Below are 12709 nucleotides of genomic sequence, written 5' to 3'. Positions count from 1 at the left end.
GCGTTGCCGCGCTGGAGAAAGACGTCCGCGCCTGGATCACCAACTGGAACGAGAACCCCAAACCCTTCGTCTGGCGCAAAACAGCCGAGGAAATCCTCGACTCCCTAGCGAAATATATGGCGAAAATTTCGGGACCGACACACTAGTACCCGCCGTCCGAAGCAAGGAGACCGACAGCATGGCCACCGTGCAGTTCGAGGGTGTGACGCACCGGTACCCCGGCGCGCAGGCGCCCGCCGTCGACCAGCTCGAACTCGACATCGCCGACGGCGAGTTCATCGTGCTCGTCGGCCCGTCCGGCTGCGGCAAGTCGACCAGTCTACGCATGCTCGCCGGGCTGGAATCCGTTGCGGCCGGCCGCATCCTGATCGACGGCAAGGACGTCACCGGCCTACCTCCCCGTGCTCGCGACGTAGCGATGGTGTTCCAGAGCTACGCGTTGTATCCGAATATGACCGTCGCGCAGAATATGGGCTTCGCGCTGCGCAACGCGGGCATGAACAGAGCCGACACCCAGCTCCGGGTGCGGGAGGCCGCGCAGATGCTGGAATTGGAGCAGCTACTGGACCGCAGGCCCGCGAAGCTGTCCGGCGGCCAGCGGCAGCGAGTTGCCATGGGACGAGCCATCGTTCGCCGTCCACAGGTGTTCTGCATGGACGAGCCGCTGTCCAACCTGGACGCGAAATTGCGGGTGAGTACCCGTTCCCAGATCGCCGCGCTGCAGAAGCGGCTCGGCACGACCACGGTGTACGTCACCCACGACCAGGTCGAGGCGATGACTATGGGCGACCGAGTGGCGGTGCTGCGCGAGGGCAAGTTGCAGCAGATCGCCGCGCCCCGCGAGCTCTACGACAACCCGGTGAACACCTTCGTCGCGGGATTCATCGGCTCGCCGGGCATGAACCTGCTGGAGGCGCCAGTGCATGGCGGTTCCGCCGTGCTCGGCGATCTGCGAATTCCCTTGCCGCGCAGCGCTGAAACGGGCGACCGAGTGGTCCTCGGCATCCGGCCGGAGTCGTGGGAGGTCACCACCGACACCAACGACAGCCTGGCCGTGGACACGGAGTTGCTCGAAGAACTCGGCGCGGAGTCGTTCGTCTACAGCCACGGCGTCACCGAGGGGTGGACCAGCCGTTCCGGGAAGGTCGTCGCGCGCGTCGATCGTCGCTTTCGGGTAGCGCTGGGCGACCGACTTCGCCTGCGGCCCAAGGCGGACGACGTCTTCTTCTTCGACGCCGAAACCGAGGACCGAGTGCGCTGAGCCAGCCGACCGGACTGCTTCCGGTCGTCGGGCTACCAGATCTTCACGCGCTCCGCCGGGTCCAGGTACAGGGCATCGCCGGGTTCGACGTCGAACGCCTCGTGGAAGCTGTCGACGTTGCGCACCACGGCGTTGCAGCGGAACTCGGGCGGCGAGTGCGGGTCGATGGCGAGACGGCGGATGGCCTCCTCTGTCCTTGCTTTCGAGCGCCACACCTGCGCCCAGCCGAAGAACACCCGCTGCAGGCCGGTCAGACCGTCGATCTCCGGCGCCTCGCCGCCGTTCAGCGAGATCTTGTATGCCTCCAGCGCGATGGACAGGCCACCGAGGTCGCCGATGTTCTCGCCGATGGTGAACTCGCCGTTGACGGTGTGCTCATCCGGGAGGGCCTTGGGCGACAGCACGTTGTACTGGTCGATCAAAGTCTTTGTCCGCTTGCCGAATTCGGCGCGATCCTCGTCGGTCCACCAGTCGACCATGTTGCCGTCGCCGTCATACTTCGCGCCCTGGTCATCGAAGCCGTGGCCGATCTCGTGCCCGATCACCGCGCCGATCCCGCCGTAGTTGGCGGCGTCGTCGGCGTTCATGTCGAAGAACGGCGGCCGAAGGATGGCGGCGGGGAACACGATCTCGTTCATTCCCGGGTTGTAGTAGGCGTTCACCGTCTGCGGGGTCATGAACCATTCGTCGCGGTCGACCGGGCCGCCGAGCTTGTTCAGGTCCCGATCGTAATCGGCGGCGTAGCCGTTGCGATAGTTGCCGACCAGGTCGGCCGGGTCGATGACGACGGCCGAGTAGTCGCGCCACTTGTCCGGGTAGCCGATCTTCGGGGTGAACTTCTCCAGCTTGGCCAGCGCGGCCGTCCTGGTGTCCTGACCCATCCAGTCCAGCTGAGCGATGTTGCGGCGGTACGCCTCCTGCAGGTTTGCCACCAGCTCGACCATCCGGACCTTGGCCGCGGGCGGGAAGTGTTCGGCCACATACAGTTTGCCGACTGCCTCACCGAGCAGATCCTGCACCAGCGAGACACCACGCTTCCAGCGCTCCCGGTTCTCCTCGGCCCCGGTGAGGGTGCGGCCGTAGAAGTCGAAGTTTTCCTCGACCAACGCGTCGGTCAGATACGGCGCGCGTGAACGGAGTACCCGCCAGGCCGCCCAGGTTCGCCAGTCGGCCAGCGATTCGGCGGCCCACACCTGGGCAAAGGTGCGCAGGTAATCCGGCTGGCCCACCACCACTTCCGCGAACAGCTCGGGCCCGGGGCGTGCCGCGCCCTCGGCCAGCGCGGAAGCCCAAGCGACCCAGTCGAACTCGGAGTTCTCCTCGGCCAGCGCCTGGAACGTGGTCAGGTTGTAGCGCAGTTCGGCGTCGCGGCGACGCACCACGTCCCAGTGCCCGGCGGCCAGCTTCTGCTCCAGCTCGAACACCCGCTGCCCGACGGTGTCCAGGTCTGCGGGCAGCACTGCGGCCAGGCGGGGGTCGGCGGCGGCGAGGCCGAACATGCGGCCGATGTGCGCGATGTACTTGGTGCGGATCTCGGCGAACTCGTCCTGCCGGTAGTAGGACTCGTCGGGAAGGCCGATGCCGGACTGAGTGGCGTGCGCCAGGTAGCGGTTGGAGTTCTTGTCGTCGGTGTCGACGTAGACGCTGACGGCACCGCCGACGCCGGTACGCTGCAACCGGCCGAGCAGCGCGGCAAAAGACCCCTTGTCGGCGACCTCGTGGATGGCGGCCAGCTCGGCGGCGATCGGCACGAGACCGGCGGCGGCGACCGTGTCGGTGTCCATGAAGCTGGAGTACAGATCACCGATCTTGCGGGCGTCGCTGCCCGGCTCGGCGTCGGCGGCCGCGGCATTCTGGATGATTGCCTGGACGTCCAGCTCGGCTTGGTCGTACAGCGTGCGGAACGCGCCGTCCACCGCGCGGTCCGCCGGTATCTCGTACTCTGCCAGCCATTTGCCGTTGACGTGCGCGAACAAGTCGTCCTGCACGCGCACGCCCTGGTCGAGATGGGACAGATCGATACCGGAAGGACGGGTCAGTTCGGAAGTCACGACATCCAGTATGCCGATACGCGCGGGCGGGCCCCCGGCCGCTTGCGACCGGGGGTAGTGAACAGCGGAATCACGCAGGCAGGTGGATGTGGTCGAATTCGCCGTCGCGGGCGCCGAGCAGGAAGGCGTCCCACTCCTCAGGGGTGTAGGTGAGGGTGGTTTTGCCGTGGCGGAGTGTGGTGTGACCGTTGGCGGCAGTGTGCGTACTCAGTTCGCCCTCCGGTCGCCCGTGGGTGCGCAGGAGGTCGAGGAACGCGGTCCATTCGGCGGCGGTGACGGTGATGACGGGCTCTTCGGCGGTGCGGTGTGCCGGGTTGCGGCGAAACTTGCTGTCACGGATGAGCACCGCATCACCATCGAACCGAACTTCGACACATTGATTGCCGTTGTTCGATCGAGTCGATGTGAACCAGCCGGTGGATACCGGCATGGGGCTTGCGGTGGTGGCCATGGCCAGGATTTTACACGCGGGAATAGCGCCTGATCAGGGCCAATGACTTCATACGTTGCAGTGATTGCTCGAGCGCGCGCACATACGCGAAGCTGAGATCGCGCACCAGATCCGGGTCGTCGACCGCCCCGCCGAACACCGCGCTCTCCGCCCAGCCGAAGGTGGGCAGCTGCTCGCCCGCGAAGTCGATGAGATGGAAGCTGGAGCCGCCGAGCACCGCGCCCGAGGTGGCGGCGAACGGGATCACCCGCACCTCCACCGTCTCCAGTTCCTCGATCAAATCCGCCAGATAGTTCAGCTGCCCGCGAAGCACATCCGGCCCGCCGGTCTGCTGCAGCAGGGTGCCCTCGCCGAACACCGCGGTCAGTTCGACCGGGTCCGGGCCGCGCAGCCGCTCCTGCCGACGCATTCGAATCGCCACCAGCTGCTCGACCTGCACTGGGCGGATCATCACGTCAGCGCTGATCAGCGCGCGGGCGTAGTCTTCGGTCTGCAGCAGGCCGGGCACGAGGAGGCTGTCGTAGCTGCGGATGCTCTGCGCACCGAACTCCATCCCGTACAGCCGCTGCAGTTCCGGCCCGATCAAGGCCGACGGCTTCGCCCACCACCCACGCTGCTTGCTCGCCTCCAGCAGGGCGAGCAGCTCCTCGCGCTCCTCGGTCTCGACCTCGAGCAGCTCTAGCACCGGTCCGATGGTGCTGGTCGTGAGCACGCGCCTGCCCTTCTCCACGTGCGACCAGTTGGCCGGGGTGAACCCCACCCTCTTGGCGAAGCCCGCAGAGTCGAAGCCGCGCTGTTCCCGCAGCTCACGTAGCCGGAGCACCAGCTCCCAGCGGGCGACGGTTGGCGACACGGGTGCCATGCCTGGCGATGCTACGCCCCTCCGACTCACCCACAGGTGACTATTGTCAACCCAGTTGCACCCGACTAGGGTCGGAAGCAGCGGTCGTTTTCCCAGCACACGATCCACCCGCATCGAGGCGAGGTGTTCGTCATGACTACGTCCCGCACCGAAACAGGCGGCCATACCGGGCCCTTGGATTTCACGGAGATCCAGGGCGCGTTCGATCGCTGCCGCCGGTATGGCACGGAGCACGGGCTGTACGGCATCGTGGACCCGGCCCTCGGGCGGATCATGCTGGAAATCGGCTCCGTGGGCGCGGTCGTGATGCCCGCTGCGTTCGGCAGGCAGGTGCTCGACCGGCTGACTTCGGAACCCGAACACCGGCCAGGGCCGATTATCGCGCATCCGCGCTCGGACCGCTGGACCTTCCTGACCGGCCCCACCGATAACTCGTACTCGGATACCGCGCTGTTCGCAGATCTGTTCCGGGTCTGCGCGGCGATCGCGCTGCCGGGCAGCCACATCGTGCTGCCCTCACCCACCGACGAACGCGGCGGCTACCGGATCTGGGTCGCAGCGCCCGAGGGGGACTTCCGCCGCGAGTTCGCCGAGGTGATCACCGCCACCCGAGCGTGCGCCGCGGTCAGCGGGGTGTAGGAGCGGGCGGCGGAGTCAGTGTGACGCTGTATTTGTCCTGTAGCTTCTGGTTCCACTCGTGTTCGCACTGATCGATCTTGGACTGGTCGTTGCCCGCCTTACTGATGCAGTCGATGAAGTCCTTACCGCCGGAGTCGACGAAGAAGCTGTAGCCCACCACAGTGATCACGATGGCGCCGATGAGGCTCAGCACGCCGAGGACCAGACCTGCGATCGCCATACCGGTGCCGCCCGCGGTGCCCGAGCGGGCCTTGACCAGCGCGACCACACCGAAGATCAGTGCGAAGATGCCGAACAAGTAGCCGCCGACGACCGTCCAGAAGCTGAGCAATCCGAGGATGCCGAGCACCAGCGCGGTAATCGCGAGGCCCCTGCCTTTGGGTGACTCCTGCCAATACGCGGGCTGACTCGGCGGCGGATACTGCCCCGGGGGCGGCGGATACTGGCCGGGCGGGGGATATTGCGACATGGACTTCCTCTCCGTCAGTGCCTCGAGATGCTCGGTCCGGACGAGGTGGTCCGACAGTGTGCGACGGTCACCTGCTGATCGCGCTCCCGACGGACGGACGTTGATGCGAAACGACTACTGGGCGCCCAACCGCGCGTGCATCTCCCACACCAGGATTTCCGAAGGCTGCCTCGCCACCACGCGCTGTCCTCCGGTCCTGGTCAGACGCACCGCGTCGCCCTCATAAAGCGGGCCGACCCCCTCCATCTCCACCTCCCCGCGCGCGACGAACAGATGCAGGTACGGCGCGTCGGGCAGGTCGACGACCGATTCGACGCTCGCCTCCGCGCTTGCCATACGCGCCGCGTGCAGCGCCGAATGGCTGCTGTTGATCGCGATGGCGGTGCGATCGCGGTAGCGCGGCAGGCCCGAGGCGACCGTTACCAGGCCACCGCCCGCCAGCTCGTCATCGATCTCCAGCTGTTCGTAGCCCGGGGTGAGACCTGATTCGTCGGGCACCACCCACATCTGTACGAAATGCACCGGTTCCTCATGCTCGGAGCTACGGCCATCCAGTCGCCACGAGTCGTTCTTCTCGGAGTGCAGAATGCCGGTGCCCGCGCTCATCCGCTGGGCAAGCCCGGGGTAGATGATGCCGCTATGGCCGAGAGAATCCTGGTGCACCAGGCTGCCGCCGAGCACCCAGGTCACGATTTCCATGTCGCGATGCGGGTGGGTATCGAAGCCCTGACCGGGAGAAACGATGTCTTCGTTGTTGACGAGCAGCAGGCCGTGATGCGTGTTGTCAGGATCGTAATGCTCGCCGAACGAGAACGAGTGCTTCGAATCCAGCCACGAGATTCGCGTCTTCATACGGTCGCCGCCGCGGTGAACATCGATGTGTGGTGTCGTGAGTGTGGACATCAGGTCCTCCTCTCGGGACCGTGCACCGATCGCCATCCAGGGTAGGAGTACTTCCATCGCGGTACTCCACATTCCTAGTAAATTGTCCTGCACTGGGCATTTTACGCGAGCGACCACTGGGTGAACGGCAGGCGAGCAGAACCAACCGGTACGTCGAAACGCTGGGCCATCTCGCCGGATAGCGTGGCCCGGCGCCGATCGCCAAGCGCCACAATGGAACCGGAGGTGACGGCGTGCTGGGACCCGATGAAGTCGCCCGGATAGAGCGGCAACTCCGCAGCGAAGCGCACCGCGACGGCATCGCACATTTCGTGATCGGTGTCGCCGTGTTCCGCGAGCGCCGACTTCTAGTGGTGCGCCGGGTGCCCGACGACTATCACGGCGGTATGTACGAGCTCCCCGGCGGCGGTGTGGAATCCGGGGAGACATTCGCCGAATGCGTGGCTCGGGAATTGCTGGAGGAAACGGGGCTGCGGGTACGCGCCATCACCGACTTCCTGGCCGGATTCGACTACGCGACCCGGACCAAGGCGAAGGTGCGCAAATACAGCGTCGTAGTGGAGGCGGAACCGGGCGATGTCGCCCTCACACCACGGGAGCACGACGCGTTCGCCTGGATCGATGCGGGCGCGCTCGACGAGCTGCCGATGGCGTCGGATATGCGGGCGACGGTGAGCACGCTCCTCGATCGGGTTTGAGCCGGTCGGCCAGTGTTCGCTTGGATGTCGAGCGGGCGCAGTACCCTCGCGAACGTGTCGACCGGTCGCACCGAAGGTGTGAGCCCCGCAGAGGAACGGCCCGTTTCGCTGCGCGCCGCGCTGTGTGAAAGCCCGGGCGTGTCGCGGCTGGCCGTGGTCCGGTTCACCGGACAGTTCGGCGACGGGATGTTCCAAGCGGCGCTGTCGGGCGCGATCCTGTTCAACCCAGAACGGCAGACCGATCCACTGGCCGTCGCGGCAGGCTTCGCGGTGCTGCTGTTGCCGTATTCGCTGATCGGGCCGTACGCGGGCGCGCTGCTGGATCGATGGGACCGGCGCACCGTGCTGCTCGTGGCCAACGTGGTCCGTGCGGGCTTGATCGGCGTGGTGAGCGTCGGGCTGCTCGCAGGTATAGGGGAGACGCCGCTGCTGTTGCTGGCGCTGGCCGTGGTCGGAATCAGCAGGTTCGTGCTGGCCGGTGTGTCGGCGGCACTACCCCGGGTGCTGGCGCAAGCGTGGCTGGTGCCGATGAACTCGGTGTTCGCGACGGTGGCCTCCGGGTGTGCTGGGCTCGGCGCGGCGACCTCGGTGGCGGTGATCGGTCTGATCGGAGCGGGGGACTTCGCCTCGGCGGTCGCGGTGGCGATCAGCGGCGCCGGGTCGGTGCTCGGCGCGGTGCTGGCGGCTGGGTTCCGTCCGCGGGTTCTCGGTCCCGAAGCCGAGGCGACGGCCGGGGAGAACACCGTGCACGCCATCGCCACGGGCCTGCGCACGGGCGCCGTGGCGGTCTGGGAATCGGTGCAGGTCACCACGGCGATGCTGGGCATCGGCACACACCGGATCGTGTTCGGTGTGAATACGCTGATCATGGTGCTGGTGTTGCGCCAGGCTCCGTTGGACGGCTTCGGGATCAACGGTGGTCTGGTCGGGTTCGGCGTTGCCATCGCCGCCACCGCGGCGGGCATGCTGGTTGCCGCCGTCGCCGCGCCGCTGCTCATACCCCGCTTCGGACGACCGTGCACCGTGGTCGCCAGTCTGTTCACCGCGACGCTGGTGCAGCTCACACTGGTCACGCCGATCGTGTTCGCCGATTCGGCAACCGCGGTGCAGCGTGCGCATCAGCTGCTGCTGGTCGGTGCGTTCCTGCTGGGACTGGCCGGACAGACAATCAAGCTGACTGGTGACGCCACCATGCAGATCGACATCGATGACGCACGGCGCGGCCAAGTATTCGCGTTACAGGACACCGTCTTCAACATCGCGTTCGTCCTGGCCATCGCCCTTGCGGCGCTGGTGATGCCGGAAAACGGGCGATCGCTCGCCGTGGTATTGGCCGGCGCCGCGATCTACTGCGCGGGAATCGCGGCAATCGCGCTGAACACGCGCCGCGGCACGCCTACGCGATGATCGGTTCGTCGCCGAGGTTCCGACCATCGCGGCTCAACCAGTGCGCCAAGTGTTCGGGGAGTGTATCGGCCGGTTGCGAGGCACGATCGGGCAGCGCCGCCTGATTATCGAAGTCCACATGCGGGGACACCGAATCCGGGTGCGGCGCATCGGTGACAGGACGATCGGGCTCATCCGCGGCGGTGCGCACGATCCAGTCGAACGGCTCGCTTGCGGCATCGGCGGACAATCCCGTGATCTGGTGGTCCCAGGTGCCGAGGCCGGTGGGGTCGGTGAAGAAATGGTCGAGCAGGCCGTCGTCATCGAGATCCAGCGCCGCGATGTCCGCGATATCGGAGCCGCCCGAATCCCACAGCGCGTCGTCGGCGAAGCCGTCACCGTCGAAGTCCAGCCCTACCGCGTCGGCCGCGGCCGTGCCGGTGAGCTCCAGATCCGCCTCGCTGGTCCAGACGTGCACCCTCCCATCACCGGTGCCGAACACGTACTCGATCTCGTTCATATGTGTTTGGACGCGTACATCGTGGCACCGGTTCCATTTCGCCAGTAATTCTCCGATTCCGTCGTCCCACATTTGCTGACGCTATTCGGGTAAGTTGCACTTTCTGCGGCCCGATTCGACAGGAGTCAACACGAGATGGGTTTTTCGGCGAATTACCCCGACGCGGTGCGAGAACTGCTGGGTGCGTGGAAAACCCGATCTGTCCTATCCGTCCGGGATGCCGGATAGCCGATCGACCGAACCGACGTGATGCGCGAATCCGGAATCATCTCCCCTTGTGCGCCCGCGATATTCGGCGTCCTCCTCGCCGGGGTCCTCACTCTGCCGATGCCCGCGGCGCAGGCCGCACCGTTCCCGTGGGCGCCGCCACCGGTGAACAGCTGCGGCGAGACCGGATTCGACCCACTCGATCGCGAACCCGATCCCGCACAGCCGCCTCCGCCGCCGCTGCCGCCGCAGATCGACATCCCGCTGCCGATTCCGGAGCTCACACCGGTTCCGGTGCCCGACCCACCGCAGGACAACACGCGGATCGTCCCCGCCCCGCTGCCGACCGATCCGTGCGAGAACCCGTGCCCCGACATCCGGGACACCCCGAAGCCACCGGAACCGAATCCCGAGCCCAACCCGACGCCGGACAACAGCATCGACGACTCGACCGGCTCGAGTTCGGGCTCCGCCTCCCGTTCCGATCCGGGTTCCGGCTCCGCTTCCGGTCCGGGTTCCGGCTCCGACAGCGGTTCCAGCTCGGGTTCCGGGTCCGACAGCGGTTCCGGCGAGCCGATCAAACTGCCGCGCATCAAGTTCGCGCCGGAGACCGAACCGATTCCGATCCCGGTGCCCGGCGGCCCCGGCGAGGAACCGCAGCCAGCCCCGCCGCAGGTGGTGCACCCGATTGCACCGGGTCCGCTCGCGACGCCGGTCGACGCGCCGCGCGTCGAGTCGGTGCGGCTGGTCGGGCAGGTGACCGGGCACGGCTCGGAGAATCGAACCGACATGCGTTGGCAGGTCGACGGCACCGACCTCGGCCTCATGTGGGAGACCGGGCCTGACGAGGTCGCTGTGGTCTTCGGCGACACCTTCGGCAAGGGTTGGGGCGGCGGTGGCGCCGGCCACGACGACCAGGACTGGCGTAGCAACGTGATCGGTTTCAGCTCCGACCGTGATCTGTCCGACGGTCTGACGCTGGACACCTTCGCGCAGGACACCCGCTGCCACGCCGCAGAGATCCTGGGCAGCCGCAAGGTCAAGAACTGGGAGACCACCACCATCCCCACCTCCGGGTTCGCCATCGGGCACCGGCAGTACCTGAGCTATATGTCAGTGAACCGGTGGAGCCGCATCCCCGGCCTGTGGTGGACCAACTACGGCGGCTTGGCCTACTCCGACGACAAAGGGCGCACCTGGAAGAAGGACCAGCATGCCAAGTGGGACAACCTCTTCGGTGTCGGTCGGTTCCAGGTGGCTGCGATGGTGCCGCAGGGTGACTACGTTTATATGTTCGGCACGCCCAACGGTCGCATCGGCGTGATCGGGCTGGCCAGAGTGCGGAAGGACGAGGTACTGAACAAGTCCGCCTACCAGTACTGGGTCAACGGCACCTGGGCGCCGGCGGCCGAAAACCTGGCTACTCCCTTGGTGCTCGGCATGGCCAGCGAGCTGTCGGTGCGCTATGACCGGGAAACCGCACGGTGGCAGATGGTCTACCTCGATTCGGCGCGGGGCGCGATCGTGCTGCGCACCGCCGCCAGCCCGCAGGGCGCATGGACAGACGCGATCCCGCTGGTGCCCACGAACGACTACCCGAAGTCCTACGGCGGGTTCATTCACCCGTGGTCGACTGGTAAGGATCTGTACTTCATGCTCTCGGCGTGGGACAGCTACAACGTGTATCTCATGCATGCCCAGCTGGATTCGGGCCGCTGACCGCGCGGACGAACCGGACGGGCTGACCGGGCCGCGCCTGCGCGACGGCGTCGACGTCCGCATCGATGATTACCGCGACCACTGGGTAGCCACCCGTGATCGGATGATCAGCGAGGAACACCACCGGCTGCCCGCTCGGCGGCACCTGGATCGAGCCGAGCGTCATGCCTTCGGTCGGTAACTCGCCTTTGCCCTTTCGAGTCAGCGGCGGACCGGTGCGGCGATCCAACCGGGCACCGATCCGGTCGGTATCGGTGGAGATCTCCCAGACACCGTCGAACAACGCCGAGGCATCGGTGAACCAGTCGTCGCGTGGCCCGAGCACGGCGTGCACCGCAACGACGTCTGCCGGCGGTTCGGCAACCGGGGCGAACTCCACGGTCGGAAACGTGCGTGGAGAGGGTCCGATCGGGAGCCTATCGCGCTTGGCCAACGGGTCCGGACCGAGCCCGGACATGGTGTCTCGGCTGCGCGAACCCAGCACCGGCGGCACATCGACGCCACCGCGCACCGCGACGTAGCTGCGCAATCCGACCGGCGCATAGCCGAGCCGAAGCACCTGCCCCGCCTCGAGTTCCAACACGCAGGCGTGCCCTACGGGCGTGCCGTCGACGGTCGCGGGCGCGGGCGCACCGGTGACTGCGAACGTGGCGTGCCCTTCGGCGCGCAGCGCGAGCCCGCCGAGCAGCACCTCGATCGCCGCGTGCCCCTCCGGATTGCCGACCAGCCGATTGGCCAGCCGCAGCGACGAACGGTCCGCGGCGCCGGAGGGCCCGACACCGGAATCGAACCAGCCCGGCCTGCCGAGATCCTGAATGGTCGCCAGCGGACCGACCTGCTCGACGACGATCATCCGTCCGCCTCGACGAATCGAACCCTGTCACCCGCGCGGATCAACGCGGGCGGGTCACGTTCGACGTCCCACATCCTCTGGCCGGTAGACCCGATGAGCTGCCACCCGCCGGGCGTGCTGCGCGGGTATACCGCACTGTAGCCACCGGCGAGCGCGACGGCGCCCGCCGGAATCACGGTGCGCGCCTGGGCGCGTCGCGGCACGGTCAGCCGACCGTCGGGCGATTCCAGATAGCCGAAACCGGGGGCGAATCCGACGAAGGCGCACCGCCAGACCGTCCCGGTGTGCGCGGCGATCACCTCCGCGGTGCTGAGGCCGAGCAGCCGGGCGACCTCGTCCAGATCGTCGCCGTCATAGCGGACCGGAATCAACATCGGATCCGGGGGAGATGAATTGTCCGGCAGTGTTCCACGGGAAACACTGTCGGGAGGCTCGTCCCGCATCGCGGCGAGCAACGTGGTCACCACACGACGGACGGCCTCACCGTCGCGCGGTGAATGCAGGGTCAGCAAAACGGTTTCCGCGGCAGGCAGCACGTCCTGCACACCGGCCACGGGTCGGTCCCGCAGCGCCGCCGCCAGGTCCGCCACCATATCGCGCCGGTCGGGCGTCACCAGCAGTGCCCGATCCCCGGCCGCGCGGATCGCCCGCTCGGCTGCCTGCCACGCCGTGTCCTTCGTCGTCATCTCG

General features: G+C 67.0%; 13 protein-coding genes. 5 read left to right on the top strand and 8 right to left on the bottom strand.

Annotated elements, in window-relative coordinates:
• The first annotated feature begins 178 nt into the window (after positions 1-178).
• Positions 179-1261 (top strand): ABC transporter ATP-binding protein, encoded by a 1083-nt coding sequence (locus tag AB4Z47_RS25315; protein WP_441954212.1) that lies wholly within the window; start codon positions 179-181, stop codon positions 1259-1261.
• 32 nt (positions 1262-1293) lie between these two features.
• Here AB4Z47_RS25315 and AB4Z47_RS25310 read toward each other — a convergent pair whose 3' ends face one another.
• The 3 genes from AB4Z47_RS25310 to AB4Z47_RS25300 form a co-directional block, all read right to left on the bottom strand.
• A complete protein-coding gene (locus AB4Z47_RS25310; protein ID WP_441954224.1) occupies positions 1294-3321 on the bottom strand; it encodes a M13 family metallopeptidase in 2028 nt (675 codons plus the stop codon).
• 61 nt (positions 3322-3382) lie between these two features.
• Positions 3383-3763, bottom strand: coding sequence for a DUF397 domain-containing protein (locus AB4Z47_RS25305; protein WP_441954210.1), 381 nt, complete (start codon positions 3761-3763; stop codon positions 3383-3385).
• 10 nt (positions 3764-3773) lie between these two features.
• On the bottom strand, positions 3774-4625 hold the full coding sequence (locus tag AB4Z47_RS25300) for a Scr1 family TA system antitoxin-like transcriptional regulator (RefSeq protein WP_441954208.1): 852 nt from the start codon (positions 4623-4625) through the stop codon (positions 3774-3776).
• Positions 4626-4757: 132 nt separating this feature from the next.
• On the opposite strand from AB4Z47_RS25300, the gene AB4Z47_RS25295 reads away from it, so the two are divergent.
• On the top strand, positions 4758-5264 hold the full coding sequence (locus AB4Z47_RS25295) for a hypothetical protein (RefSeq protein ID WP_441954206.1): 507 nt from the start codon (positions 4758-4760) through the stop codon (positions 5262-5264).
• Here AB4Z47_RS25295 and AB4Z47_RS25290 read toward each other — a convergent pair.
• Both AB4Z47_RS25290 and AB4Z47_RS25285 read right to left on the bottom strand, forming a co-directional pair.
• Positions 5251-5733: a DUF4190 domain-containing protein gene (locus tag AB4Z47_RS25290; RefSeq protein ID WP_441954204.1), complete on the bottom strand. Its 483-nt coding sequence runs from the start codon at positions 5731-5733 to the stop codon at positions 5251-5253. The two genes, AB4Z47_RS25295 and AB4Z47_RS25290, sit on opposite strands and share 14 nt — an antisense overlap.
• A gap of 114 nt (positions 5734-5847) precedes the next feature.
• Positions 5848-6636 carry a pirin family protein gene (locus AB4Z47_RS25285; protein WP_441954202.1) on the bottom strand — a complete coding sequence of 263 codons (789 nt, stop codon included), beginning with the start codon at positions 6634-6636 and terminating at the stop codon, positions 5848-5850.
• A 233-nt stretch (positions 6637-6869) separates the two neighbouring features.
• Here AB4Z47_RS25285 and AB4Z47_RS25280 point away from each other — a divergent pair, with 233 nt between their 5' ends.
• Positions 6870-7334, top strand: coding sequence for an NUDIX hydrolase (locus AB4Z47_RS25280; RefSeq protein WP_441954200.1), 465 nt, complete (start codon positions 6870-6872; stop codon positions 7332-7334).
• 54 nt (positions 7335-7388) lie between these two features.
• Positions 7389-8741 carry an MFS transporter gene (locus tag AB4Z47_RS25275; RefSeq protein WP_441954197.1) on the top strand — a complete coding sequence of 451 codons (1353 nt, stop codon included), beginning with the start codon at positions 7389-7391 and terminating at the stop codon, positions 8739-8741.
• On the opposite strand, the gene AB4Z47_RS25270 is transcribed toward AB4Z47_RS25275, so the two are convergent.
• A complete protein-coding gene (locus tag AB4Z47_RS25270) occupies positions 8731-9240 on the bottom strand; it encodes a hypothetical protein (protein WP_441954195.1) in 510 nt (169 codons plus the stop codon). The two genes, AB4Z47_RS25275 and AB4Z47_RS25270, sit on opposite strands and share 11 nt — an antisense overlap.
• A 327-nt stretch (positions 9241-9567) precedes the next feature.
• Here AB4Z47_RS25270 and AB4Z47_RS25265 point away from each other — a divergent pair, with 327 nt between their 5' ends.
• Positions 9568-11166, top strand: a complete 1599-nt coding sequence (locus AB4Z47_RS25265; RefSeq protein ID WP_441954222.1) for a DUF4185 domain-containing protein — start codon at positions 9568-9570, stop codon at positions 11164-11166.
• Here AB4Z47_RS25265 and AB4Z47_RS25260 read toward each other — a convergent pair.
• Both AB4Z47_RS25260 and AB4Z47_RS25255 read right to left on the bottom strand, forming a co-directional pair.
• Positions 11135-12019, bottom strand: coding sequence for a biotin-dependent carboxyltransferase family protein (locus tag AB4Z47_RS25260; protein WP_441954193.1), 885 nt, complete (start codon positions 12017-12019; stop codon positions 11135-11137). The two genes, AB4Z47_RS25265 and AB4Z47_RS25260, sit on opposite strands and share 32 nt — an antisense overlap.
• Positions 12016-12705, bottom strand: a complete 690-nt coding sequence (locus AB4Z47_RS25255; protein WP_441954191.1) for a 5-oxoprolinase subunit B family protein — start codon at positions 12703-12705, stop codon at positions 12016-12018. Before AB4Z47_RS25255 ends, AB4Z47_RS25260 begins: the two co-directional genes overlap by 4 nt.
• Positions 12706-12709 lie beyond the last annotated feature (4 nt).

Origin of the sequence: Nocardia sp. 2TAF39, assembly GCF_052114905.1 — a bacterium.
GTDB lineage: Bacteria > Actinomycetota > Actinomycetes > Mycobacteriales > Mycobacteriaceae > Nocardia.
The sequence above is the reverse complement of the archived record's forward strand: the minus strand, read 5'-3'. Positions and strand labels throughout refer to the sequence as shown.

Coding starts and splice junctions, on each gene's coding strand:
- AB4Z47_RS25260 (WP_441954193.1), bottom strand. CDS start 12,019: ATGATCGTCGTCGAGCAGGTCGGTCCGCTGGCGACCATTCAGGATCTC.
- AB4Z47_RS25295 (WP_441954206.1), top strand. CDS start 4,758: ATGACTACGTCCCGCACCGAAACAGGCGGCCATACCGGGCCCTTGGAT.
- AB4Z47_RS25265 (WP_441954222.1), top strand. CDS start 9,568: ATGCCCGCGGCGCAGGCCGCACCGTTCCCGTGGGCGCCGCCACCGGTG.
- AB4Z47_RS25305 (WP_441954210.1), bottom strand. CDS start 3,763: ATGGCCACCACCGCAAGCCCCATGCCGGTATCCACCGGCTGGTTCACA.
- AB4Z47_RS25315 (WP_441954212.1), top strand. CDS start 179: ATGGCCACCGTGCAGTTCGAGGGTGTGACGCACCGGTACCCCGGCGCG.
- AB4Z47_RS25255 (WP_441954191.1), bottom strand. CDS start 12,705: ATGACGACGAAGGACACGGCGTGGCAGGCAGCCGAGCGGGCGATCCGC.
- AB4Z47_RS25300 (WP_441954208.1), bottom strand. CDS start 4,625: ATGGCACCCGTGTCGCCAACCGTCGCCCGCTGGGAGCTGGTGCTCCGG.
- AB4Z47_RS25290 (WP_441954204.1), bottom strand. CDS start 5,733: ATGTCGCAATATCCCCCGCCCGGCCAGTATCCGCCGCCCCCGGGGCAG.
- AB4Z47_RS25285 (WP_441954202.1), bottom strand. CDS start 6,636: ATGTCCACACTCACGACACCACACATCGATGTTCACCGCGGCGGCGAC.
- AB4Z47_RS25270 (WP_441954195.1), bottom strand. CDS start 9,240: ATGAACGAGATCGAGTACGTGTTCGGCACCGGTGATGGGAGGGTGCAC.